Annotated in this window: 28 protein-coding genes and 1 pseudogene; 21 read left to right on the top strand and 8 right to left on the bottom strand. The window is 35.6% G+C overall.

What is annotated here, in order from left to right:
* Positions 1–34 precede the first annotated feature (34 nt).
* From AC1Z3K_RS14920 to AC1Z3K_RS14900, 5 genes are all read left to right on the top strand, one after another.
* A complete protein-coding gene (locus tag AC1Z3K_RS14920) occupies positions 35–2,536 on the top strand; it encodes an ATP-binding protein (RefSeq protein ID WP_461733134.1) in 2,502 nt (833 codons plus the stop codon).
* A gap of 10 nt (positions 2,537–2,546) precedes the next feature.
* Positions 2,547–4,325: a hypothetical protein gene (locus tag AC1Z3K_RS14915; RefSeq protein ID WP_461733133.1), complete on the top strand. Its 1,779-nt coding sequence runs from the start codon at positions 2,547–2,549 to the stop codon at positions 4,323–4,325.
* Positions 4,326–4,334: 9 nt separating this feature from the next.
* Complete coding sequence (locus AC1Z3K_RS14910; protein WP_461733132.1) at positions 4,335–5,354, top strand: phage tail tip lysozyme; 1,020 nt, start codon at positions 4,335–4,337, stop codon at positions 5,352–5,354.
* A 67-nt stretch (positions 5,355–5,421) separates the two neighbouring features.
* Positions 5,422–5,826 carry a hypothetical protein gene (locus AC1Z3K_RS14905; RefSeq protein ID WP_461733131.1) on the top strand — a complete coding sequence of 135 codons (405 nt, stop codon included), beginning with the start codon at positions 5,422–5,424 and terminating at the stop codon, positions 5,824–5,826.
* 66 nt (positions 5,827–5,892) lie between these two features.
* Complete coding sequence (locus tag AC1Z3K_RS14900) at positions 5,893–6,306, top strand: hypothetical protein (protein ID WP_461733130.1); 414 nt, start codon at positions 5,893–5,895, stop codon at positions 6,304–6,306.
* Between the two features lie 323 nt (positions 6,307–6,629).
* Here the strand turns inward: AC1Z3K_RS14900 and AC1Z3K_RS14895 are convergent, their stop codons facing one another.
* Positions 6,630–6,848, bottom strand: coding sequence for a helix-turn-helix domain-containing protein (locus tag AC1Z3K_RS14895; protein ID WP_461733129.1), 219 nt, complete (start codon positions 6,846–6,848; stop codon positions 6,630–6,632).
* Positions 6,849–6,947: 99 nt separating this feature from the next.
* On the opposite strand from AC1Z3K_RS14895, the gene AC1Z3K_RS14890 reads away from it, so the two are divergent.
* From AC1Z3K_RS14890 to AC1Z3K_RS14870, 5 genes are read left to right on the top strand one after another with little or no spacing between them, the layout of a single operon-like run.
* Positions 6,948–7,229, top strand: coding sequence for a hypothetical protein (locus AC1Z3K_RS14890; protein WP_461733128.1), 282 nt, complete (start codon positions 6,948–6,950; stop codon positions 7,227–7,229).
* Positions 7,230–7,276: 47 nt separating this feature from the next.
* Entirely contained in the window at positions 7,277–7,558 is a 282-nt protein-coding gene (locus tag AC1Z3K_RS14885; protein WP_461733127.1) for a hypothetical protein, read from the top strand.
* Positions 7,559–7,568: 10 nt separating this feature from the next.
* Positions 7,569–7,922, top strand: coding sequence for a hypothetical protein (locus tag AC1Z3K_RS14880; protein ID WP_461733126.1), 354 nt, complete (start codon positions 7,569–7,571; stop codon positions 7,920–7,922).
* Positions 7,912–9,192, top strand: a complete 1,281-nt coding sequence (locus AC1Z3K_RS14875; protein ID WP_461733125.1) for a T7SS effector LXG polymorphic toxin — start codon at positions 7,912–7,914, stop codon at positions 9,190–9,192. Before AC1Z3K_RS14880 ends, AC1Z3K_RS14875 begins: the two co-directional genes overlap by 11 nt.
* A 13-nt stretch (positions 9,193–9,205) precedes the next feature.
* Positions 9,206–9,559 carry a DUF3969 family protein gene (locus AC1Z3K_RS14870; protein WP_461733124.1) on the top strand — a complete coding sequence of 118 codons (354 nt, stop codon included), beginning with the start codon at positions 9,206–9,208 and terminating at the stop codon, positions 9,557–9,559.
* A gap of 160 nt (positions 9,560–9,719) precedes the next feature.
* Here the strand turns inward: AC1Z3K_RS14870 and AC1Z3K_RS14865 are convergent.
* Positions 9,720–9,923: pseudogene (locus tag AC1Z3K_RS14865) on the bottom strand (transposase); the annotation flags it as partial.
* A gap of 224 nt (positions 9,924–10,147) precedes the next feature.
* On the opposite strand from AC1Z3K_RS14865, the gene tnpA reads away from it, so the two are divergent.
* Genes tnpA through AC1Z3K_RS14845 form a run of 4 tightly spaced genes read left to right on the top strand, consistent with a single transcriptional unit; the run spans position 10,148 to position 11,888 of the window.
* Positions 10,148–10,558, top strand: coding sequence for an IS200/IS605 family transposase (tnpA, locus tag AC1Z3K_RS14860; RefSeq protein ID WP_461733123.1), 411 nt, complete (start codon positions 10,148–10,150; stop codon positions 10,556–10,558).
* Positions 10,559–10,569: 11 nt separating this feature from the next.
* Complete coding sequence (locus tag AC1Z3K_RS14855; protein ID WP_461733183.1) at positions 10,570–10,797, top strand: colicin E3/pyocin S6 family cytotoxin; 228 nt, start codon at positions 10,570–10,572, stop codon at positions 10,795–10,797.
* A gap of 14 nt (positions 10,798–10,811) precedes the next feature.
* Complete coding sequence (locus tag AC1Z3K_RS14850) at positions 10,812–11,528, top strand: hypothetical protein (RefSeq protein WP_461733122.1); 717 nt, start codon at positions 10,812–10,814, stop codon at positions 11,526–11,528.
* 21 nt (positions 11,529–11,549) lie between these two features.
* On the top strand, positions 11,550–11,888 hold the full coding sequence (locus AC1Z3K_RS14845) for a hypothetical protein (protein WP_461733121.1): 339 nt from the start codon (positions 11,550–11,552) through the stop codon (positions 11,886–11,888).
* Between the two features lie 336 nt (positions 11,889–12,224).
* On the opposite strand, the gene AC1Z3K_RS14840 is transcribed toward AC1Z3K_RS14845, so the two are convergent.
* The 4 genes from AC1Z3K_RS14840 to AC1Z3K_RS14825 all read right to left on the bottom strand — a co-directional run bounded on the left by AC1Z3K_RS14840 (position 12,225) and on the right by AC1Z3K_RS14825 (position 15,320).
* Entirely contained in the window at positions 12,225–12,443 is a 219-nt protein-coding gene (locus AC1Z3K_RS14840) for a helix-turn-helix domain-containing protein (protein WP_461733120.1), read from the bottom strand.
* Between the two features lie 652 nt (positions 12,444–13,095).
* Entirely contained in the window at positions 13,096–13,272 is a 177-nt protein-coding gene (locus tag AC1Z3K_RS14835) for a hypothetical protein (protein WP_426084054.1), read from the bottom strand.
* Between the two features lie 175 nt (positions 13,273–13,447).
* A complete protein-coding gene (locus AC1Z3K_RS14830; RefSeq protein WP_461733119.1) occupies positions 13,448–14,353 on the bottom strand; it encodes a helix-turn-helix domain-containing protein in 906 nt (301 codons plus the stop codon).
* Between the two features lie 595 nt (positions 14,354–14,948).
* Entirely contained in the window at positions 14,949–15,320 is a 372-nt protein-coding gene (locus AC1Z3K_RS14825) for a helix-turn-helix domain-containing protein (protein WP_426084052.1), read from the bottom strand.
* A 1,048-nt stretch (positions 15,321–16,368) separates the two neighbouring features.
* Between AC1Z3K_RS14825 and AC1Z3K_RS14820 the strand changes: the two genes are divergently transcribed.
* From AC1Z3K_RS14820 to AC1Z3K_RS14805, 4 genes are all read left to right on the top strand, one after another.
* On the top strand, positions 16,369–16,572 hold the full coding sequence (locus tag AC1Z3K_RS14820) for a hypothetical protein (protein WP_426084051.1): 204 nt from the start codon (positions 16,369–16,371) through the stop codon (positions 16,570–16,572).
* Between the two features lie 977 nt (positions 16,573–17,549).
* Entirely contained in the window at positions 17,550–19,352 is a 1,803-nt protein-coding gene (locus AC1Z3K_RS14815; RefSeq protein WP_461733118.1) for a glycerophosphodiester phosphodiesterase family protein, read from the top strand.
* 249 nt (positions 19,353–19,601) lie between these two features.
* Positions 19,602–20,345 carry a CPBP family glutamic-type intramembrane protease gene (locus AC1Z3K_RS14810; RefSeq protein WP_426084048.1) on the top strand — a complete coding sequence of 248 codons (744 nt, stop codon included), beginning with the start codon at positions 19,602–19,604 and terminating at the stop codon, positions 20,343–20,345.
* Positions 20,346–20,371: 26 nt separating this feature from the next.
* Positions 20,372–21,235: a hypothetical protein gene (locus AC1Z3K_RS14805; protein ID WP_426084047.1), complete on the top strand. Its 864-nt coding sequence runs from the start codon at positions 20,372–20,374 to the stop codon at positions 21,233–21,235.
* Between the two features lie 133 nt (positions 21,236–21,368).
* Here AC1Z3K_RS14805 and AC1Z3K_RS14800 read toward each other — a convergent pair whose 3' ends face one another.
* Positions 21,369–21,875: a phosphatidylglycerophosphatase A family protein gene (locus AC1Z3K_RS14800; RefSeq protein ID WP_426084046.1), complete on the bottom strand. Its 507-nt coding sequence runs from the start codon at positions 21,873–21,875 to the stop codon at positions 21,369–21,371.
* 80 nt (positions 21,876–21,955) lie between these two features.
* Between AC1Z3K_RS14800 and AC1Z3K_RS14795 the strand changes: the two genes are divergently transcribed.
* Positions 21,956–22,198, top strand: coding sequence for a DUF1450 domain-containing protein (locus tag AC1Z3K_RS14795; RefSeq protein WP_426084045.1), 243 nt, complete (start codon positions 21,956–21,958; stop codon positions 22,196–22,198).
* Positions 22,199–22,268: 70 nt separating this feature from the next.
* Here AC1Z3K_RS14795 and AC1Z3K_RS14790 read toward each other — a convergent pair whose 3' ends face one another.
* On the bottom strand, positions 22,269–23,288 hold the full coding sequence (locus AC1Z3K_RS14790) for an NAD(P)/FAD-dependent oxidoreductase (protein WP_461733117.1): 1,020 nt from the start codon (positions 23,286–23,288) through the stop codon (positions 22,269–22,271).
* A 212-nt stretch (positions 23,289–23,500) separates the two neighbouring features.
* Here AC1Z3K_RS14790 and AC1Z3K_RS14785 point away from each other — a divergent pair, with 212 nt between their 5' ends.
* Together AC1Z3K_RS14785 and AC1Z3K_RS14780 are read left to right on the top strand one after the other, a co-directional pair.
* Positions 23,501–24,088 carry a peptidylprolyl isomerase gene (locus tag AC1Z3K_RS14785; RefSeq protein WP_426084043.1) on the top strand — a complete coding sequence of 196 codons (588 nt, stop codon included), beginning with the start codon at positions 23,501–23,503 and terminating at the stop codon, positions 24,086–24,088.
* A 134-nt stretch (positions 24,089–24,222) separates the two neighbouring features.
* A partial coding sequence (locus tag AC1Z3K_RS14780; protein WP_461733116.1) for a transposase occupies positions 24,223–24,471 on the top strand: 249 nt, incomplete at its 3' end.

The raw sequence follows: 24,471 nt of genomic DNA, 5'->3' as shown, positions 1-24,471 counted from the left end.
GCCTTGTTCTTTTTAAGAAGGAGGAAAAAAATAATTGAAATTAAAATTTCCGTTAAATAGTGTCAAAGATAACATGATGTATACAAACGATAATGAAATATGGGCGTACTATCGCATTCGCTCAACAAGTATACCGCCAACAGCAGACAGAAAAAAAGCTGAGATAAAAAGGAAATTTACGCATTTAGTAAATGAGTTGAAAGAATGCGGTGGAATCGATATTTTTATGGTTCCGCGTGATATGACGCTGGAGGAAAGATTTAGTGAACTAGCTAAATCATTTAGTCCGGATGTTAAAGAAACAGCGGAATATTATGCTGGGAAGACTGTTGAGCTGTTAAAAAAAGAAATGGGTATGATCTATACCTATGATTGGGTAATTGGTGTACCGCTTAAATCAGCGTTTGAAGTTGATTCTTTCAAGGAGGGAATGAAGCGAGCTTATGAGAATTTCAGAAAGAATGCGTTGAATTTAGCGGGTTATAGTCTGAATGTTGATGATAGCGATTTTGAGCCGTTTCAAGAATTGGAAAGCTTAGTATCAAGGAAAATGAGCGTGTTTCAGGGTGAGCGGTTGACTGAAACAGAAATGTACTACTTGAATCGTTTGAATTTCATTCGTAACATGCCACATACACTGGAAGAACAGGCTTCGAATACGTCGATTGAAAACATTACGGATTGTGTCATTGATCCCTCCAAAGCGGGTATGTTATCGCTGGAAAGTGTTGAGGGAAAGAGCACGATTGCTATTTTACCAATCGCTGAGACACCTGATATTTTAAACTATATGCACATTGCAGAAATAGCACAAACGTTGCCATTTCCGGTTGAACTGAGATATAAAGTGAAATTTCAGAACCTAAAAGGTTCGTTAGGGGTGGAAGGGAAAGCGAACCGTTCAGCATTACGGCTTAAAAACGTAGTGAAAGAAAGTCGCTCTGTAGGGAATAATGAAAGTAAGCGGGTTTCAAGAAGTCGTTTAATTGTTGAGGACTTGAAAGAACAGGTTGATAGTGAAAAATCGATTGTGAACTGGCTGGGTTGTATCGTTGTGTATGCAAGCAGTAAGAAGGAATGTAAACAACGTATTAATACAATTATTTCGCTGTTCAAAACTCGTAAAATAAAAATCTCTCGTGCCCAGTCTCAACAAGTCTATCTGTATTATAAAAATTTACTTGGGGTGGGTCTTGAAAGTAGTGATACAAAATGGATTCAAACTACAAATACAGCCGGATTCTGTGAGAATTTACTGGCAATTAATCAGCGTGTTGGTTTTAGAACAGGCTGGTATATTGGGCGTGTTGATCCGCACATTTCGGGAGCGAAAAGCCTCCAAAGTGCGATTTATTCAAGTAGAAATGTTGTCTTTTCAAATCCATTTACGGCGAATAAATGGAATGAAGAAATGGGAACAGCAAGCCCGCATATCAGCGTAACTGGTGAAACTGGTATGGGTAAAACATTTCTGGTTAGTCTGCTCTTTACCTTTTTAACAATGTTAGATGTAAAAGGACTGTTCATTGATCCAAAAACGGAAAAAATAAAACAGTATCGAGCGTTTCTTTCTGATCCTGAAAATAAAAAACGGTATCCGCTTTATTACAGTTTGATAGAACAGTTCCATTTAATCGAACTTGATCCGGATAATGCTGAAAATTTCGGTGTACTTGATCCAATTACATTTTTAACAGGAACGGACGCAAAAGATACCGCTGAGGCAATGATTTATCAAATGATAAATCTTGATGATACACGTGTCGGACAGTCTGAGCTATCTAAGGCTATTCGTCAGGTGGTTGAATGGCGGGCTGAGGGGCAAGAAGTCGGTATGCTTCATGTTGTCAAGTTACTGCAAGAGAATGCCAATGTAGACGTGAAAGAAATTGGTGATCTGCTTGCTGAAAAAGTAGAGGGAAGTATTTTGCAATTAGGTTTCTCTGACGGTCAAAGCAAAGGGTTAGATTTTGAAAAACGAATTACTATTCTAGGTGTGCTGGGGCTATCAGTTCCGAAACAGTCGGATGATCCGTCAACGTATTCGCAAAGTGAAAAGAAAAGCCTTGCTCTCATGATTCCGTTAGGTAAATTCTGTGAGAAATTCGGGTCAATGAATGACGATCAGGAAACCTTTGAAGTTTTCGAGGAGGCTTGGATTTTTAATACTACGGCTGTAGGAAAGAAAATACTTAGTGCAATTAAGCGGGTAGGACGTTCTCAAAATAATATGCTGATCTATTCAACGCAATCAATCGCTGACGTGACGTCAGAAGACGATCATGGGAACTTTGGTACTATTTTCGCTTTTAATGAGCCGAAAGAAGAAGATAAAATTTTGGAACATGTCGGCGTGGATGTGACTGAAAAAAATCGTGAATGGCTATCAGGAATGAAAAAAGGTCAGTGTCTTATGCTTGATCCCTATAAACACGTTCAAAAAATTTCGGTTCATTGTCTGTTTCCTGAAATCAAAAAAACATTTGATACAGTGAAGGAAACAAGCAATAGTAGAGCCGAAGCAAAATTTGTGTAGGAGGTATGGAATGAATAAATTTTCTATTAACTCTTATATGTCTTTGATGAATACTGACGGCAGTTTTTGGGTAATTGGTGATGAAAAACTCTATCAAATGTTTAACTGGATAATCAATATAGGGATGGTTTTAAATCGCTGGATTTATCAAGTCGTTGATCTAAGCCTACAAATTTTCATGAATAACAAAGTATTTGAAGAAACAATTGGAATGGTGTTTAAAGTTGCTGTTAGCTTGTATAGCTCGTTGTTTTCGAGCATAGGGGTTACTTTGTTTCTAATTGCTTTAGGCTCTATTACAGTAATTTTTTTCGTGTCAAGTCCGCAAGAGGCATTCAGAAAGATTATCGTTTTATTTGCAGTGATTGGAATAAATTCGGTGATTTATGTGCAAGGTGAGGAATACTTAAAAGATGTGAATAACATTTTTAATGAAGTGGAAAATGTAATGAGTTCAGCTATTGCTTTACCAATGTTTGATATCGAAGGGAACAAAAGTGAAATACAAGTTGGTTCTGAAAGCTCTGTAGAAACAATTAGAGAAGTTTATTTTCAACTCTCTATGAAGCAAGCATTTAGCATGGTAAATTTTGGCACTCCTGTTTATGAAAAGGATTTTGATGATTTTCTTTACACGGTTGAGCAGGAAACAGATAAAAAAGCAATGGATGAGCTAAAAAGTAAAGTAAAAACAGCAAGTGAAAAAAATCGTTATCTAACGCCGGATGGTGCGATAGATAAAATTTTTATTAGTGTGTATTCTGTTTGTTCAAATTTGTTTGTGGGTGCACCACTAATGCTAATGGGAATAATGAAATTTCTGTTAAAAATACTAATTATGGTAATGGTTTTCGGATTTCCGATATTGAGTATTTTAAGTTTAATACCTAAGTTCTCAAATTCAATTTTTAACGGAATGGGAAAAATGATGATGATTTTCTTTATCGGTATTTTCTTAACAGTTGCGATGTATCTATTCTTTTTCGTTATGACTTTGATTGATTCGTCAGTTATTGCACTTGCGGGAGTTGCGGGGGGTGCGACGATTATTAGTTGTGTCCTTTCAGCGATTGTAAAAGGTTTTGCAATCTATATGATTTGGAAATTCAGAAATCAAATTGTTAGTTTTGTTACCGGAGGACATGTGACGAATGTTAACAATTTTGATAGAAGAATGTTGAATGCTATGAAGAAATCAGGAAGAGAGGGTTCCGCTTCTGGTGAAGTAGCTGGTAATCTGTCAATTAATCATGCAGATATTGAAATAGGTAATGCGAATGTTTATGGAAACTTATCAGAAAATGAAGGTTCAAATAATGATGATATTGATTCTCGTGACTATGCAAATATTGATGTAGAAAATGCTGAAATTGAGGCTGATAATTTAAATGATGATGAATATTCTAAAACGAATGAAAATCGGGCGGATACTGAAAAAGCTGAAATTGATCCAGAATTTGACCCTGAACAAGAGGAAACAACTGATTTGAATCGTGTTGAAATTGAAAATGATAATGAAATGGAATCGATTGATCCGGTTGAAGTCCTTCCGGCTGATACTGAAAAAATAGAAATAGAAGATCAAGAACCGCTGGAAGTAGAACAAGCTAGTGTTGAAAGCCTTGATTCAACTGAACCGCCTAAAAATGAATCAGGTGATCCGGATTCGTATGAAATGAATCAAGTGATTAATAGTAATACAGTGAACGATATTGATTCATATGAAGAACCGCCGGAAAATAATTACGAACAGTTTTATCAAAAGTTGGAAATGTTGAGGAATGAATAAATGAAATTAGTGAAAAGGTTCGGTGTTGTCGTTCTGCCGTTCCTTCTCTTGTTCTTGTTTATTCTGTTTTTATTTGGTGGAAGTGGTATTTCTGGTTCGGGTGGTGGATCACCTCCGGAACTTTCGACAGACGCACAAAAAAATGCGTGGGAAATTTGGTCTTTGCTAAAAGAAAAAGGGTACACTGAGGAAGCCATAGCCGGATTGTTGGGTAATATCGATCAAGAAACAGGTGGTACGTTTGTTGGCGATACTAATGAATTGAGTGGTGGTGGTGGCTATGGGCTGATTCAATGGACGCCAAAAAGTAATTTAATGACAGCTATGAAAACGGCTGGCATTACAGGTGATTATAAATCAATAAAAACGCAAGTGGAAGTAATAGACTGGGAATTGTCGGGGGTCGGTCGTGGTTATATTCCTACATCCTCCTATCCATTTTCGGGTGAAGAATTTAAAAAGCTAACAGATTTAAAAAAAGCGGCTACTGCGTACGAGATGAATAGAGAACGTCCACGTGATCCACATCCTGAGCGTCAAGAACTCGCTCAAAAATGGTATGATTTGTTTTCCGGTGCGACTAGTCCGCCTAGTTCTGGCGGTGATGGTTCTGCGACTGGCTGGAAGAAAAAAGCGATTGAATTAGCTTATGCCGATGTTGGAAAAACTTTCCCGACTGGGTGGAATGCAGAAGGTGAATGTATCAAAGCGGTTCAACGTTGGATAAATAACGGCGGTGGTCGTTTTGGTGTTGGTGGTGTACGATCTGGCTACACTGGATCAGGAGCGAAAGAGGTTTCTAAAAGTGAAGTTCAAGCTGGTGATGTTATGCAGTATGAAAGTATAACGAATCCTGATTCATTCAGTACAGGAGTTCACACACTGTTAATAACTGGTGTGAATGGCGATGGAACCTTTAAGATAGTAGAAAGTAACAATCCGGGCGGGAGTGGTTTAGTAAGTGCAACTGAAAACTGGACACCTAGACCGCCAGCGAATTTCAGAACGGTATTTTGGCGATTCCCTTAAAAGTGATAGTTTTAACTGCTTTTAAATGTTACAATATGACTTGAATTTCAGAACGGAGGGAAAGAAAGTGAAAAAATATCTTGGGTTTGTTTTAATTGCTTTGTTCATTTTGGCTGGTTGCGGGGGTTCTAAATCAAGTCAGGGGAAAGAAATAGTTAAAGCAGTTTATGAGTTCAATAAAGATGATGGTGGCGGGTATGGTCATTATTCAGTTTTTAATCAAAAAGATTCGAATGCTACAGTGTATGAAACTCCTGAAAGTTATTATGTACTTTTAGAAACACAAGAAGAATATGAGTATAGTAACAGCACTCGAAAGTATGTTGGAAATGCAATTTACAAAGTAAGAAGGCATGAAAAATTTGAAATTTCTCAATCAGATATTGAGCCGGAATATAATGAGGATATTTTAAGAAGTGCTACTGATATTTTTTATGAAGAAAAAAATATTAAATTAATAGATGAACAATAAACAGTTGATTTGGCTGGTGAAGATGAAAATCTTTACTAGCCTTTTTTTTATTTGGGAGGAAAACAAATGAATGAATACATGAAAGAAATGGGATTTATGAAGTATGAAGCAAGTTCTGATATTGTAGATGATCCTTTTCCGCCTGTGATGTATGAACGAAAGTTATCTTTGCAAACGTCTTTGATTGTAGAAGGAGAAGCACATAAAACTAATATCAGATATGAGTATTCATTTTATAAGATTGAATATGATTATAAAACGAATGCTATCAGGAAAATTAAACCCTATCTATCTGGATCAGGTGAAAAATACACTCTTGAAAGAGTGCTGGGCTGGTTAGAGTTTGTAAAGATGTTACCGGAAGGAAAGATTGTTGAACTGAGAAATCAAATTAATACCTTAGAAACGGTTAAGCCTCGTAAGCGTTACAATCAAAAATCTGTAGATAATAGAAGAAAACAGAAATTAGGAGTGTTGTAAAAGGACTGGTTCCTTTACAATACTTTTTCTTTGTTATGTTATAAGAAGATTTACGTTAAAAACTAGACTAAATTTTGTCTAAAATGGTTGTTAATCATGAGATAATAAATAAAATAAAGAAAAAATGTACTGGTTTAATAACATATATACGTGTGAAAAAGATTTTAAGTCACTCTTAATCAGCGGGTCGCGGGTTCGAGCCCCTCACGGCCCATTGGGTGCCAAACCCACGAGAATGGTATTCTGTCGGCGTCTTCGGACGTTTAGAAGATGGAGTACGCATTCTCTTTTTTTGTTTTGACCACATTTTGACCTCAATCTATTTATTCGTCTTTAACGAGTTTGATAATTTTAGAAATGTCATCAATATCCAAAGCATCTGCAATTCTTTCGATATGAGGTAGATAGATTTTCTCTCTTTTTCCATTTGCTAACTTGTTAATGATTGATGGTTCAATATCTGATAAACGAGCGAGTTCCCTTAATGAAATGCCTCTTTCTTTTACTAATTCTTTTAATTCAATCTGGACTTTATATCTCATATTTTCATCTCCTTTTTCACTATGTATTGTTCTTAGAGACATCATATAGTAAAATGATTTTAAAAGTGGTGCTCTTAAAAGCACCAGAAGGAGAAAAGAATGAATGATTCAAAGAATAATTTACAGCCACTAAAAGAAATTACGTATCAAAACATTTTTTTGATTGAAGAGTTGATGGAAAGTTTATATTCTTGGCAACAACCGTTAGAATTAATTCAATTATTTTTTAATGACAAAAAGCGACCAGTTAATAAGAAAAAAATTATTCGTGCCTACTGTGCACAATCTCAAATTTTTCATGTCTTTTATTCTGACTATATTCAAACGTTGAAAGAAATCGAACTATCACTAAACGAACTAAAAAAGCGAAGAAAAGTGTGACTTTATTTGATATACTGAAATGGAAATAATAAAAAGGAGAGTTAAAAATGACAGATACAGTGAGCACAGATAGCCAAGCAGTTACAAAATTTTCTAGTGATGTACTGATTGCACTTGGAGATATTGAGTTTAAGCCTACGTTTAACATCCATGATTCTACCAGTCCAGCGACAGATGAATTGAAACAGTTGCTTGCTTCTTTCCAACAAACGATTGGCACCTATAAGGCGTGTTTAGCAACAGAAGTGAAGAATGTTCAAGCAGTACACCAAGCGATAGAAGCCTCTGATAAAGCGATTAAAGACAGTATGTCAACCATGCAGGCGTGAGGTGGCTAAAATGAAAAAGGACCTACGAACATTGCGTATAGCAGTAGAAGAAAAAGAAGCCGCTTATTTATCTTTGAAGAAAAAGACAGCTGATATACCTTCTGCCTATGAAGAAAGTAGGCGTGTCCTTTATCGCCAAAAAGAAATTTGGGAACGTGTGCTACACTTTGCGAAAGGAACGGATTCAGAGCGACAGATTTATCAGAAATTAGACGAGCTGGAAGAGTCAGAACGAGAGTTGAAACAAGTCTTTTCACTGGCAGAAGATGAACTGGAAGAAGAATTGACACAACGCAAGTCTAGCTATGAAGAAGCAGAACAGGGCTACGAACAGGTACGGAAGGAGGAAGCAGATGAAGTTTAGCTATGAAGAGTTGATTGATGTTAAGCGAAGCATTAGTACGGAACGTTTAAATGGCGTCAGCGGTTTTCAGTCTGTTACGAATTCAATAGATGGGTTAAAAGGCAATCGCAATCTTCTTGGGAACGGTTGGGTTTCTACGGTGACGCATTTAGAAGCGTATCAAGAAATCGATCAAGCTCTTTTCAATATCTTTTATGAGATGGAAAATAGCTTAGATGGATATTTAACTGATTTTGTAGGAGAAGTGGGTAAAACAGATGAATTACTAGATACAGATGAATTAGCAGAGCTTTATAGAGAATTACAGACAGCCCAAAATGACTATTTCAATCTGATGAATGCTTTGGCAGAATCTATGAAAGATGTGCCGGTTTTAGGTGCCTTCTTCAAAAAGCAAAGTATGGAACCGATTAAAGATGAAATAGAGATTTTGGAAAAGTATCAGCGTTTTGAAGGAAGTCATGGGTCTCAGTATTCTGAACTAGCTCGTTTAATGACCGACGTAAACACTGGATTAGCGCAGTTAGGAAATCCAGCTAATTTTATCAGTCCGCAAGTTGGCTATCGTATTACCGATTTTAGTAATCAGCAATGGTATAAGAATCTAAAAAGCTACAATGAAGAGCGTACCATTGATCGAATAGAAGTTATTCAAAAGCTGGAAGAAAACGGTGAAATTAAGTATGTTGCCTATCGAAATGGCGTTATTGATGAAAAGCTTACCGCAGAAATCAACGAAGAAAGTTTCTTGGATAAAGCAATAGATGTGTTGGATAAATTTGCAGATATTGTGGACACCACCTTAAAAATTGTGGGTGGAGGTGCAGCGGTTGTGACGGGAATTGTAGGTGCCATAGGAGGTGCAGCCATTGTAACGTTGGCAACAGGAGGCTATGGTCTTGTGGTTGATGGTGTGATCGTGGCGCAAGGAATATCCATTGCCGCAGTGGGAGCGATGTATTTTAATGAGGGATTGGACTCTTTAGGAAACTCTCCTCAAGAATCGGAGATCAAGAATACCTATAATTCTATAAAAGACGCCCCCCAATATCCAGAAGGATTTGAGCCAGCAAAAGGACAAACGTTAAAAGATAAAATAAATAATGGACCTCTACTTGATCAATTAAGACGAATTGAATCAGGAGAATGGAAAAAAATATATAAAAATGGGTATGATAAATTTGGTAATGAAATATCGATCCATTATTTTCAAAGTAAATCTGGTAAAGTATTTAATGTAAAAGTTATTAATAAGTGGAGCTATAAATAGGAGGATATGTTTGATGGAATTGAAAATGAGCGTAACATATAAAGAAGAAGTTGAACGAATGGTCTTGATAAATTTTTTAGGATTTATTGAAGCAATAGCAACAAAAGCCTTATCTATAGATGATGCCCATATTTATTTTTTTAGTCCATATACAGTTCGGGTAGTGATGGATAAAGGAATAAATGAAGAAATAATAACATTACTAAAGAAGAGTACAGAACTTGAAGATATTGAAGCCCTTATTCCAGAAAAATTAGAGGAGATTTTAGAAGATTATAAAAAAACAGCGATACTACTTTTGAAACAAACTTCTCACCCTAACGATATCTACTTAGGTGATATAAAAGATTGGATAGATGATGACTAGAAAATTAGAAGACCCTAAACTGGTAAAAAGTTTAGGGTCTTTTTAATCAATTATCATTCATGAGTAAAGCGAATTTTTCTACTGCTTTTCTGTTTATTTCTTTCGTAATATGAGGATAAACTTTTCTCATGGTTTTAGAATCTTCATGACCAATTCGTTCCTGTATATACGCATACAGAATAATTTTTAATAGCATCTTCGGGTGGTAGGCCGGTCGGCCTAATTGTTCTTCTAATTTATTAAAGAGTGTTTGCGGCATGGCTTCGACTAAGGCATTAACCGCAAAAGCGACATCCGTTTCAGGAATAAACTGTTCCAACTCTAATGGTAAAATCGTTTGATTAATGGTATAATCTTTAAACATAAAAGCACGCTCCTTTTGATTGGGTTTGGTCACTTTAATCATACAAGGCTGTGTGCTTTTTGTGTACCCTAAAATTAAAAAAGTAGGACAATAATCAGATTTTCTTCTGACTATTGTCCCAGACTCTCCTAAGAGCTTCCAGCGTGGTAGTAAAAAAGCCTCCTAAACTGATAAGATGAAGTTGGTTTCCCGACCACCACATCAAAAGTTAAGGAGGCACCTCTATGAAAGAGGCTAACGAAAGTTTATCACACACTGTCTGGAAATGTAAGTATCATCTAGTATTTGCCCCAAAATATAGAAGACAAATCATTTATGGAAAATATAAAACAAGTATAGGGGAAATATTGAGAGAGTTATGCGAAAGAAAAGGTGTCGAGATACTTGAAGCAAATGCTTGTAGAGATCACATTCATATGCTGGTAAGTATCCCGCCTAAACTAAGTGTTTCTCAATTTATGGGTTATTTAAAAGGAAAAAGCAGTTTAATGATTTTCGATAGACATGCCAATCTAAAATACAGATATGGGAATCGAAAATTTTGGTGTCGAGGCTACTACGTGGACACAGTAGGGAGAAATAAAAAACAGATAGAAGAATACATTCGTAACCAACTACAGGAAGATTTCCTTTAGATAATGAAACTATTTTAAGTGATAAGAGTTTCAAAGTAAACAAAAGTAAAGGAAGAATAAAAGGCGCAGTTGTCTATGAAAAAGATGGTAAGTTTTATCATAGGGATACTTTTCATAGAGGTGAAGGCTCGCATATAGAGGTTTATGATAAAAGAGGTAATCATTTAGGAGAAGCTAACCATCAAACAGGCGAACTAATTCCGGGCACTCAAGATAAAACAAAAAAATTACCTAGATAAAGGAGATGATAGTATTGAAAATTCTAAAGAAAGAAATAGAAAATAATGATGTTTATGCATTAGCTGTTACAAAAAAATATATAGTAATAAATAGCAATTATAAAGGATTGACTGTTTTTGATAAAAATTTTTCATTTGTAACAGAAATAGATGTGGATGAAGAACTTGTAATCTATCAAATGTATGCCTCTACTTTAAATGACTATGTAATTATTCAAGATTTAGAGAATGAAACATTGTATAGTGTAGAAGTTAAGAACAAGAAAATAGTAAAAATGCAATGTACTACTTTTTTTATGCAGAATTATTATGTTGATGGAAGCCGTTTTCGACTGATGGATGGAGAAAAAAATTATTTTTTCACCTATGATAATCTTCTATTTACAGTGGAAGAACATTCAGTTAATGGTTTAACATACCTTACTAATAATCAAGAAGAAACAATTTATCGTGATTATGAAAAAATTATTTATGATGATGGAAAAATGAAAAAAGAACTGTTGTATAATAGTAAAGGTTATTTTTATAGTATTAAAGATAAAAAAATAATTAAGTATGATGAAGAAGAACTATACTTGTGGGAAAATGATGAATGGATTCTGTTGTATGAAGCCGAAAGTTCTTATAGTATTAGACAATGTATATTGGAAAATGAAAGGTGCTATTTTTTAATTAATAATAAAGGAAATAGAGATGAGAGTGAATTAGCTTGTCTATTTTTGGAAATTTAGGCTAAAAATATGAAGAAAATAATGTTAAATGATTTTGTAAAATGCTTAGATGAAAAACTTAATTATGTTGTAGAGGAAGGAATTAGTACCGAAATTAGAATTTGGTTGAGGGATATTGAAAATGTACTAGATTTTTCAATAAAACTGGAAGGTACAACATATGTAGTAACTATAAACACTCAAAAGAAAGATGAAGTCTCTATTGAAAGAGTATTTTATGAATTTGTTCATATAATGGAGTATCGATTTATGACTTTTTATTGCAGAGAAAAAACACCTGAATATATCAATTTTAGAATGATTTCAGCTACTGAAAACAGTTTACTCTTAAAATTTTCAACAGAAGAATCAAGCAAATAAATATATCTATTAAGTAGGATATGCTATTCGAATATTTTGATGTTATATTATAAGAGTTTGATTTTGAGAATGCTAGTCTAAAATTTGTCTAAAATGAGTGTTTATCATGAGATAATAAATAAAATAGAGAAAAAATGTACCGGTTTAATAACATATATACGTGTGAAAAAGATTTTAAGTCACTCTTAATCAGCGAGTCGCGGGTTAGAGCCCCTCACGGCCCATTGGGTGCCAAACCCATGAGAACGAAGGAATATCGGCGCTATTGCAGCGTTTCGAAGATAATCCTTGCGTTCTCTTTTTTGTTTTGACCTACTTTTGACCTACTTTCTGAAATCAATCCTCTTTTTTCAGCTTTATAATTTTTGAAATATCTTCGATATCCAAGGCTTTTGCAATCCGCTCAATATGTGGCAAATAAATTTTCTCTCTTTTTCCATTTGCTAACTTGTTAATGATTGATGGTTCAATATCTGATAAACGAGCTAATTCTCTAAGAGATATTCCTCTTTCCTTAAAAAGTTCTTTCAAACATATTTTTACTTTTCTATCCATAAGTATCCCATCTTTCTTTTTTAGTGTTGTCTATAGAGGCATCGGATAGTGAAATGAGAATACAGGTGGTCACCATTAGTAAAAATAAGTAGAATGCTGATGGATAGTATAAAAACGGGTATCACTAGAAATAAACAACCGATAAAAGAAATTAGTTATCAAGGTATTCATGAAATTAGTGATTTGTTAGAGCGATTGAGTTCTTGGGATTAACCTCTTAAAATTTTAGATGATTTTTTAGTGAGAAAAGTAATCCAGTCAATAAAAAGAAGATAGTAAAAGAATATCATGCGTGCTCTCAATTATTTCATGCGTTCCATTTTGAGTTTGGCAATTCGATACAAAGGACTGAAGGACAGATTGAAGAGTTGAAGAATCGGAAAAAGGCATGAAAAAAGAACAATGATATCATGCTGGGTATCATTGTTCTTTTTATGCTATTTTGATTCCGTGTTCATTAATTGTGCAAATCGTTGTACCGCTTGTTTATTTACTTCTTTTGTAATATGAAGATACACCTTTCTCATTGTTTTAGAATCTTCGTGTCCGATTCGTTCTTGTATCGCTTGTAAATCAATACCAGCATCTAGGAGTAAGCTTACGCGGTGTGGCTAAACTTGTGAAGCGTAAGGGGGTTACTATTAACTAATTTTTACAGGTATCTTTTTAGACAGAAACCTATTGCTCTTCTTGATTCCGGATAACCGCAGAAGTTCCCTTCTAGCTTGGTAAAAACAAAATTTTTATCATGATAAGCAGGAAAGATTTTTTTAATCTCTTCTTGCTCAAATTGCATAACACTTAATTGTTCTAAAACAACCTTATCCACTAAAATAACTCTGTTAGACTTTTTTGTTTTTGGAGTAGTCAAGTAGTATACCTGTATGAAATTCAACATGCTTTAGAAATTTCAATAACTCGTTTTTTGTAAAATAAAGATCTTCTAGAGACTGTTCTTTTTGCTCTTCAATAGTTTTGGCTGATCGGGAATGTGTATTTTTTGTTTAAAAATCTGTTGTATCTATCATGTTAGTCTGATATTCATTGATTTCGGAATTTAGTAAACGATTTATTTCACTTTCCATCTGTTCAGCCCATAATGTTTCTCCCATATTTTGCAGAGTTTCAACAAATGTTCTAGCGACTTTTTGGTAGTGATACTCTTTTGTGGTTAAGTACAAATACATATTATGTAAATATCCAATGTTTAGATGATAGTGGTAATCCTTTACACCAGAATCCATAGATTTCGCTAGGTCAATATACCTCTCAGCCAACAAATAATTTCTCTCAAATAAATACTTTGTGATTATATTAGTTACTCCATTAAGAACAAACAATCTAGTTTTCTGATTTCTTAAATGACAATATTTAATTGGATATGCCGCTTTTGAAAGGAGGTCAATCTGTGTATCGTCAAAAATGAAAATGGTATCGCTTAGTAAAACATAGTCAAAATGAGTAAAAAAACTTTTATTTGATAGGTAATGGTATATTTTGTGCATATCTTTTTTTGATAGAGGAGTAACTTCTTTAAAGCGATGGCCCAAATGAATCTTTATTGATACAAGATTTGAGTATTCCTGTATGTTAAGATTGCTCCGATTATTTAAATCATAATATATGGAAAGTAACTTTTCTTTTGACTGCAAATCACTTGAATTAACTGAACAATTATAAAATAGCAACCGAAATTTATTCTGTTCTTCGTCAAGCTCAACAACAGAAAAAAATTCTTCTTGGCCAATTCCTGCCTTCTTTAAAATATCTCTTATCTCTTCAAAAGGCACTGTTTGCTTGCCGTTTTCTATTTTTGAAAGAGTGGGTTGTTTCATATAATCTGGTCGGACACTTTTTTGTGTCAAGTTCATGTTCTTTCTAAAGAAACTTAAGGCTTCTCCGACTTTCAAAAAAATTCCCCTTTTTTATAAAAATATAACTTACAAGAATAAATTTATCAGGAAAATGGCGAATAATCATAAAAATGGGAGTATTGTTAATAATATGTATGTTATTTTATTCTAATTTGTTATAAACACTCATCCTCTATTTATTTTCCTTTAATGATTTGCTACAATCCGAATATAGCAATATAAAAAGGAGGTTTTTAGATGGATGCAATTATGGTTTTAATCAGCAGGGTACCATGCATCATCGGAGTAAGTCCGTAGACACGAAAAAACAGGAGCACATTCACAGATTGACCATCATGTAAAAGCACATAGCTAGTGCTGCTCCCGCTTTGTAGAAACCTACGTTTAAAGTATGTCAGATATCTATGGAGCAAAACACTGAATATTAATTTAAATAAAAAATCCTGTTATTTAACTAAGCCCTTAATCATAAATTATAAGGGGTTGTTATCATGAAACTGAGTAATGAAAGTAACTCAATGTCTGAGAAAGAATATGTTGAATATATTATAAAAATGCTTTATCAGATAAAAGATATACATTTAATAAAAAAAATCTATACTATTACTAGTTATTACTATAAACAGGCTGATTAATCAGTCTGTTTTTTTGTTTCTGCATTTATCTTGTCAATCATACTTTCAAGCGCATCCCATTCGGATTTATCAAATTTTGAAAAAGCTCGGAATAGATTTCTATGGAATTCATTATCCCCAAAGTTAACCTCATCAAACAGCCTCATTATTGCATCTTCTGATTCAGAAAACATATTTCCTTTTCCAGTATCCAGCCATAGGGGGTCTACATTGAACTCCTTTATCATCAAACGACGTGTGGATTCTGGGATAATCCGCTTCCCTTTCTCCCAGTTTGAAACAGTTGACTTAGTTACTCCTAGCCTTGTACCAAAATCTTCTTGGTTCAATCGCAAAGATTTACGTAACTCAATTAGTCTATTTAGCATTTCATCATCTCCTTAGTAAATATTTAAACAGAAAAAGTAAACTTAGTCAACTTTTGTATTGACAAAGTTTTCTAAGTCGATTAATATGTTGTCAAAGGCGATATGAGTCTGGAGGTGAAGAACATGACAAAAGCAACAATTGAGCAAATGAAACAAACAGCACAAAAAGTTTACTTCTATGGATGTGGAAGTTTAGCAGTTCATTATGGGCTATATAGTTGGACGGGCTAGAAGCAAAAATATAAAGGAAAAGATGCTTTGATGAAAGAAATGTTCAATAAATAAGCAGCATAGGAGGAAAAAGTGATGTTGCATTATTAACAATCCGCTGATCCTTCTTATTGTTGTGAAACAAGTGAGGGACGAGCTGATGTTAAACAATACCTACTTGGTTTTCAGAGCTAAACATTTTTGTTGCAACCTCACGTAAATATTTTGAAGAAAAACAGGGCACAATTTTAAAGCCGTTAGTTACTCTTCGTTTTCTTGTGAAATTTGATTATGGAAATCCTACATTCAAAATCGATGAGAATCACCTTTGTGGTTTGAACACAGGAAAGGACATCATTGGATTTGGAAAAGAATCGAGTATCTAGAGAAGGAAGTAGCAGAATCTAGAGAAGGTTGTTTGAAAGGAATGAGAAATGCAATCAAACAAAAAAACTTGTCCGAAAACAAGGTTTTCGTAGCAACCCAGCGAGAGTTGCTAATCTGAATTCGTACTTAGATTATAACACTCCCAGAGGCTGGTCACAACGAATGAAACGCTGTAGTATCAACATTTATCACCCTCGTATACTGCATTAACATTCTGATGTAACAGAAGTAATTGGTGAAGGAGATAGGGAAAGCTGTTATTCATTAGAGAAAAAATAATAAGGTGTGGTGGATATGCTGAAGGAGATATTATTCTCCACACAGGTATAACAGAGAAGACTGTTAGAGACAGACGAGGAAAGCGAAAGAAAATATCTAGGTCTAGCCAGAATAAGGTGAACGATAAAAATTCATCAAGATATTTGACAATGGTATGTAGGGGGATTGGAGAATGGAACTTTCTAAGAAACAACAAATGGCTTTATGCTTCGCAATTGAAGAACATGATTATAAAGAAGTGCTAGATAGTATTAGCAGCATTTACTATTCGTCATATCTTAGCCCACTGGAGACAATAGAGGTTATTAGAGAATATTTGGATTTTGTAAAAAAAGAGGTTTCCAATCTGGAATTAAAAAACATAGAAGGAAAGTAAGATGAAGAGTCATCGAAAGGGGGTATAAATTTGACAGTAAAAAGTAGTTGAGTTTTCAGATGAGCAGCTTAAGGAACTCGCTGAAATAGTTATTAATCGTCTAATAAGCTTTTTCCTAGCTGCAACTTGTGGAAATAAGATTATGCAACAGTCAACCTAACATTGATAATTAAAATAATGTTTGGCTAGGAAGGCATTACGTAGAAAATGACAGACGGATGGAACATAAATAAATTCCCAGACTTTTCGTACGCTTAAATCCGCATAAATGGTGAGACAGTAACACATATGGGCACTGAATTGCAACGAGTAACCGCAGAAGCAGCTTTTTCGACAATAAGCCGAAATTTAGTAAACGTTTTTGGCGCACCAGATAGGAATCGGTCAACATCGAATGGTTTACCTTCGTGTTTCCTGTCATTTTCATAATTTCCGACTTATTGCTTTAAATCACTGTGACTGCTCACTGCGTAAGTAGAACAGATGCTGAAAAGTATCTAATTGGTGCTTGAAGCTAATTGTTTCTGTCTCAACCCCCGTTTGCTTTTGTTTGAAAGGATAAAACGAATAAACCACATTGAATAGATTAAAAAGATAAGAGAAGAAAAGCACCTGGATCATATTGCTGCCGCAATAGAAGAAGTAATACGTATGTTATCAAAATAGAAAGAAAGCAGGCTTGAGTTTTTAAGTCTGTTTTTTTATCGGAAGAGTTGCCTCAGTGTATTGAGGAACATAAACGATTTAAAGCTTTAGGTCTGTAACAATGTATGTTCGCTTGAATAATTGTAAGAAAAATGAAAGTGTAAAAGTTATCCTTAGTAAGTTGGGTTCTATAAAGTTCTCATGTATAATAGAAAAGATATGAGTAAGAGAAACTAAATTAATTGAGATTAGCTGGTAGAAAGTATCTGGTGAAGAATATAAATCAAACAGATTTTAATGATAGAATTTGACATACATATGAGAGGTTTTTTATGAAGCACAAGAAAGAAAAAAGACATAGTGAATGGTACGAGCTTTTAATTAGCTGCGGATTGTTCTTGTTGGGTGGAATACTTTTTGGGTATTTGTTGTTTAATAATTTGGATTATCAAGAGGAGGCAGCTTGGCCTGGTCTTGAAGGATATCGGCTTTCGAAAGAAGATATTATCCAGATTCCGATGCTTATCTCTGAATCTGCGGGCGATGATGAAGGAATTAGTGTAAATCCTAATTATCAAGAGGAGTATCTGGAAACTTTATTGAAAGAGAAAACAAATGGAATAGGAATAAGCTATCCTAACTCAAAGCCTGTTTTCCAGTTAGTAGATATAGGTAATGGTCAAACGGTCTATCGGATAACGGCAGAGCTTTCCAGTTTGCGTCAAATTGATTCGGTGCAATTCCCTGTCTGGGGTGAACAGAATGGTCAGAATGATTTGCAGCTCTATGACGCAGTTTATGATGCTGAGACAAAAAAATGGCAAAGTGATATTTTAGTTGAGAATCATCAAGAAGCTGGAAGCTACTATGCAGATATTATTGTGAACAAAAAGAGCGGACGCATTGAGCAAACAGAGTTAGGGAAGTTTAAGGTGGATAAACCCAGCATCACGGCGGAACTTGATCCAACACGTACAGACAAAGGTCAATTCGATGTAAGAGTCACAGTTGATAGTAAAGCTCCTGTGGCAGAAATCAAGGTTCCTGTTTGGTCAAAGGAAGACCAAAGTGACCTGAGATGGTATGAGGGAAAACGGCAGGATGATAGAACCTATCAGGTTCGGATGGACTACGAAGATTTTGACTTTAGCAATGGCGTGTATACAGCAGAAGCCTATCTGACAAGCGCAAATGGTTTAGAGGCTCATGCAACAGCTGGAACTGCCGAGATTAATATGAATTATCCTGTCAGAATCCGTGTTCAGGGGGATACTGTATTGTTTAAGGACAGACAGCTGACAAGTGAAATAAAAAAAGTTTCTTCGAATAGTATGGCGTATATCAAAGGAATTGTTTACAATTCTGAACAGAAAATTTATAGAACGGATTCTGGCTATATCCCAGCTGATGGACTTCAGGTAAATGAGATGATGGAAGATATTCGTTATGTAGCTCATCGGGGAAATCATCAAGTAGCTCCGGAAAATTCAATTCCATCTTTTGAGCAAGCAGATACGTGGGGCGTGGAAACAGACATACGTTTGACCAAGGATAAGAAGTGGGTTGTAATGCACGATGGTACAATTGATCGAATGACTAATGGTAAAGGAAATATCAGTGATTTAACCTTGGAACAAATCCGAAGCTACAGAATAATATCCGGCTCGAATGTTTCTACTTATAGTCAGGAACAGCTAGTGGTTCCCACTTTGGAAGAATTTCTCAGCATCATGGGCAGCAAGCAAGGCATTCCATTTATAGAAATTAAGACAGAGAAAGTAGCAGCAGCAGACTATGATCACCTTACGCAATTAATTGATCAATACGGCTTCTCTGAAAGAGGTGTTGTCATTTCTTTCAATTATGAAAATCTAAAAGAAATGAAGAGCAGACTTCCACAACTACAGGTTCAACTGTTAAGTGAAAATCTGAATGTAAAAATGATTGAAGAAGCAGCTGCTCTGGGTGTGAATGCTGGACTAGATATCAAATATAATCCTGCAGTTTCAACAGCAGATTTAATCGCAAAAGCACAGCAAAAAGGTCTATCTGTTAACCTTTGGGGCGTACCGCGGGATAAATTTCCACAGATGGAGGCTTTAGGGATTGATAATTTAACGACAGATTTTGATTAATCAATTATTTAAAAATTACTGATGAAGTTCTGATATGCGGGAGCAGCTATTGCATGTCAGAACTTTTTGTAGCTGTGTCCAAACAAATGCCTTTCTTTTTTCTAAAAAAAAGATGTGTGCTATCCTTCAATTAAAGATAAACTCTATTAAAAAGTGAGCGAAAGGACTATTTTTTCTACAAAATGTCATTTTGCAGGATAAAAAAATTTTTATAGAATTTATTATAGAAAAAACAATGGAGGGAACACCATGAAAGAGTATTTTTGGTTTGAAAAAAAAGATGATGACTTCCCTTTTTACAGGAATCTTCCGTATAGCGTTGCAGGTTGGCAATGGTTAGTTATGCTGCTATTTCCTTTTTTAGGATTTTTGTCTTTAACAGTGGTTTATATACCAAGCCTTTCTATCTATGAAAATGAGCTTTTTAGTGGAATCGTTTTAGTTCTATCTGGTTTCTTGGGGTTATTTTTAGCAGTTGGTAAAGACTGGAAAAAGCTATTTAGGAGAATTTATCCAAAAGAAATCCTGCTGGTCATAGGTTATGTGCTGGGGGCGATTCTTTTTGCTTCTTTACTTGGAGGTATTATTGAACTGCTGAGTGGCACTTTGGCCGATAATCCAGCAGCCACAAATTCAGAAGGTAAAGCAGCTCTAATGGAATATTTACTTCTAAGATTCCAGGAAATTTTTCAGTTGTTCGGTGAAGAATTTCTAGCAATCATCCCTTTTTTAGCAGTCCTTCATTTAATGGTTGCTCGTTGGCAGTTAAGGAGGAAAACAGCAGTAATTATCGCTTGGATTGTTTCATCCGTAGTCTTTGGATTGCTTCATCTGCCCACGTATGATTGGAATATTATTCAATGTGTGTTTCTCATAGGCGGCAGCCGTATGGTGTTGACATTGCCTTATATCCAAACGAAGAATATTTGGATTTCTTATTTTGTTCATTATTTATATGATATGCTCATCTTTACAGCGGCATTCTTGAGTTAATACGTTTTAGTTTAGGAGGAAAAGTCATGAAAAAGAATTATTTACTAATAGGCAGTTTAGTGTTTTTGACTGCGCTAATTGTTGGATGCAGCAATTCCAATGATAAATCAAAGGATTCAACCGACAAAAGCAGTAGTGAGACTAGTTTAACAAGTAGTAAAGAGTCGTCTGAATCAGAAACAAAGCAATCAACAGCAAAATCAGGGAGTACTATAGAGGGGAGTTCTCAAACGAGTGAAACATCCGCACAGGCAAATGAAGCTACTCCGGAGGATCAGGCGAACAGTATATTAAATAGTCTGACTAAGCTGTTTCCAGCTGATGCACTGCCTTCAGAGATTTTAACAGCGAGTACACCAAACTATGTCAGTGCAGCCACAACGCCATCGGAAGACCAAGCAAACTACCGAATTTTATACTATGCTGAAAATCATCCGATTGGACTGAACAGCAAGGAATTAAACGAGCTTAAGCCGATTGCTTCTTTTGAAAAAATAACGTTTGGTACGAACGAAGAAGCAAAAGCCGCGGTTGATAAGCTTAGTGATTCAGGTGGAAATCCAGTCGATCTTGGCTTTGGTTTGACGGGATATATGCAGGGAGCAGCTGGATCCAGCTACTTGACATGGGCAGAGGGGAATTGGAATCTTACTGTAAAAGCTTCAAATATTGAAGGGGAAGATCCTGTTTCTTTAGCGAAAGAAGTTGTTAACTATTTGGAAAAGAATGCTTTGCCAGCACCAGATACTGATGGGAAAATCAGTTTAGAGGTTGGTGAAAACGGCGACTATCAGACCAACAGTGTCATTTGGCAAAAGCAAAACGTTGTCTATAAAATATATCACTTTAACGCATTACGCGCTATACAAATGGCGGTTTCAGCTCGTTGATGAAAAAAGGAATGGAAGACTAGTCAAACTGGCTATTTTCTAGTTCTTGAAAAGCAAATAAACAGGGTCTTAAAAGCCCCCCTATCCAGCTTGCCAGTCAAATAGGGGGGCTTCGCTATACTTCTTTTACTTACTATTGCGTAATTCTGCTTTTATCTGGCTGAGAATGAGCTAGACGACTGGCAGCTGAAGCGGCTATAGCGCCTACAATATCATCAAGAAATGTATGAACAGAAACGCCGTCATGAGAATTCAACTTAGCCAGAATACCAGGCTTCACTTTATCGATATAACCGTAGTTGGTAAAGCCGATTGAACCATAAACATTTACAATAGATAAAGCCAAAATTTCGTCAATTCCATAAAGTCCTTCATCATCAGACAAAATCTGCTGAAGGGGCTGGAGTAGTTTTTTCTCTTCTGCAAGTATATCCAACTGAATCCCGGTGATAATGGTGTTGTGCACTTCTCGTTTCGATAAAACTGCTTCGACATGTTCAATACAGGTTTCTATATCCAGCTTGTCTACATAGTCTTTTTGCAAAAACATAACTAAATCAGCAATATCTTCTATTTCCACACCTCTCTGCTTTAATAATGCACGAGCTGTTTCTTCTAATGTTTTCCCCTGAATAACCATATTATTTCCTCCAACGTGATTTTTTTACTATAATACAACAATGGTATACTAAATATATCCTAAAAAGCAAGGGAAGAACAATGAATCCATTAATTGAGTGCTGTGAACAAAACTTGGCAAAAGGCGGATCACTGCTGCTGGAGAATCCTTTTATAAATGAAAATAGCGACCTCATCACTTATTCCTGCATAAATGAGTGTGTACTATGCGCGCAAAGCTTTTATGTATTATTTGAGGGAGAAAGAATTAGCGGACAAACACCGGAAGAGCTGTTAGAGAAAGTGAAAGAGGCTATTTATCAATGGCAGAATGAGATGATGTAATAAAGCTAAATAAAAATAAACAGATAAAGATACCTGCTAAAAGGATCTTCATCTGTTTATTTTTGTAGGATTAGCCTGAAAAAACTTCAGGATTAATTTTCTCAAATAGACTGGTACTATGCATCGGTTGAGTCCGTGCGTCCGGCTGGATGAAATGCAGTGCGTTGTTCACTGCAGTCGGTGCTTCGCCAAAACCAGTGGCAATCAATTTTACTTTTCCCTTATAAGTAGAAATATCCCCAACCGCGTAAACTCCGGGAATGTTTGTGGACATATCAGACTCAACATTAATTGAATGACGGGATATATCCAATCCCCAGTCTTTTAAGTGATCTAAAGAAGAAGTAAATCCATAATTGACAATTAAAGAATCCACTGGAAGCCTACGCACCTGCTTCTCCTTCGCATGTTTTAGCTGAATACCGTAAAATGAACCAGCCTCAAGCAGCAGCTCGTCAATGATATAAGGGGTGAGAATTTGAACGCTAGAGCTTTTTAGTTTCTCCACACTATGTTCATGCCCGCGGAATTCTGGCCTGCGATGAATAATTGAAACTTCTTCAGCAACAGGCTCCAGCATTAAAGCCCAGTCAATTGCAGAATCACCACCGCCGGCAATTGCAACTTTTTTACCGGAAAAAGTACTTAAATCCTTTACGAAATAATGGATGTTTTGATCTTCAAAAGTATCTGCCCCATCAATAGTCAGACGCCGAGGCTGGAAGGAACCATTTCCGATAGCTAAGATAACCGCTTTGGAGTAGTGCATGCCTTTATTGGTTTCAATTTCAAGGTGTCCTTCTTTTTGAGTGAGGTTTGTGACCTCTTCCTCTAAAAAAATATCATGGTCAAATGTTTCCAACTGTTTTTCCAGGTTAGCGACCAAATCGGCTGCTTTTACTGCTGGGTATCCGGGTACATCATAAATGTATTTTTCAGGATACAAAGTTGTTAATTGTCCTCCTAATTGAGGTAAACTGTCAATCAGTTTTGTTTTAGCTTGTCTCATACCGGCATAAAAAGCAGCAAAAAGTCCGACAGGACCGCCGCCTATAATTGTTAAGTCATAAATCTCAGTTGTATGGGTCATTACATTTCCTCCAAATTCATCGAACAAATTATCGGATAAAATAAACAAGTTACGTTTCAATCATTTTTCACAAAATAGCATTTGTACAGGAAAAAAGCAAGTAATAGTTTGTGAATAAGAAAAAGTTTTAAAGATTCTAAGAAAAGAAAATGGTAATTTTTGCTGAGATTAGGTATGATAAAACAATAATCATTTTTAAGGAGGAACTACTTGTGAGTGAATTTCCACAGTTGAATTTAGAAAATGTATCAGGACCAAAAGCGGTAGTAAAGACGAATAGAGGAGATATTACTATTCAGCTTTTCCCGGAACAAGCACCTAAAACAGTAAAAAACTTTGTCGAGTTAGCAAAAAAAGGCTATTATGATGGTGTGATTTTTCATCGAGTAATTCCAGATTTCATGATCCAAGGCGGCGACCCAACTGGAACAGGAATGGGCGGTGAAAGTATTTACGGCGAAAAATTTGAAGATGAATTCTCAAAAGAAGTCTTTAATTTACGTGGTGCTTTATCCATGGCTAATGCTGGACCAAATACTAACGGTAGTCAGTTCTTTATTGTAAACAAGGTTGAAATGCCGGCAAATATGTTGGAGCAGCTGGAAGGCGCTGGTTTTCCAAAAGAAATCATCGAAGCCTATAAAAACGGTGGAACACCATGGCTTGATTTCCGCCATACTGTATTTGGTCATGTAACTGAAGGCTTGGATATAGTGGATGAGATTGCTGGTGTCCAACGTGATGCGCAGGACCGTCCGACATTTGATGTTGTAATTGATACGGTAGAAATCACCGACTAAAGATAAAAGGGAGTGGGACAATAGTCAGAAGAAAATCTGATTATTTTCTCACTTTTTTAATTTTAGGGTACACAAAAAGCACACAGCCTTGTATGATTAAAGTGACCAAACCCAATCAAAAGGAGCGTGCTTTTATGTTTAAAGATTATACCATCAATCAAACGATTTTACCATTAGAGTTGGAACAGTTTATTCCTGAAACGGATGTCGCTTTTGCGGTCAATGCCTTAGTCGAAGCCATGCCGCAAACACTCTTTAATAAACTAGAAGAACAATTAGGCCGACCGGCCTACCACCCGAAGATGCTATTAAAAATTATTCTGTATGCGTATACTCAGCGTGTCTTTTCTGGTCGGAAAATGGAATTTCTGTTGGATGACAGC

The sequence above is a fragment of the Enterococcus sp. LJL128 genome (assembly GCF_056924295.1).
This window is presented reverse-complemented; position numbering and strand designations above follow the sequence as displayed.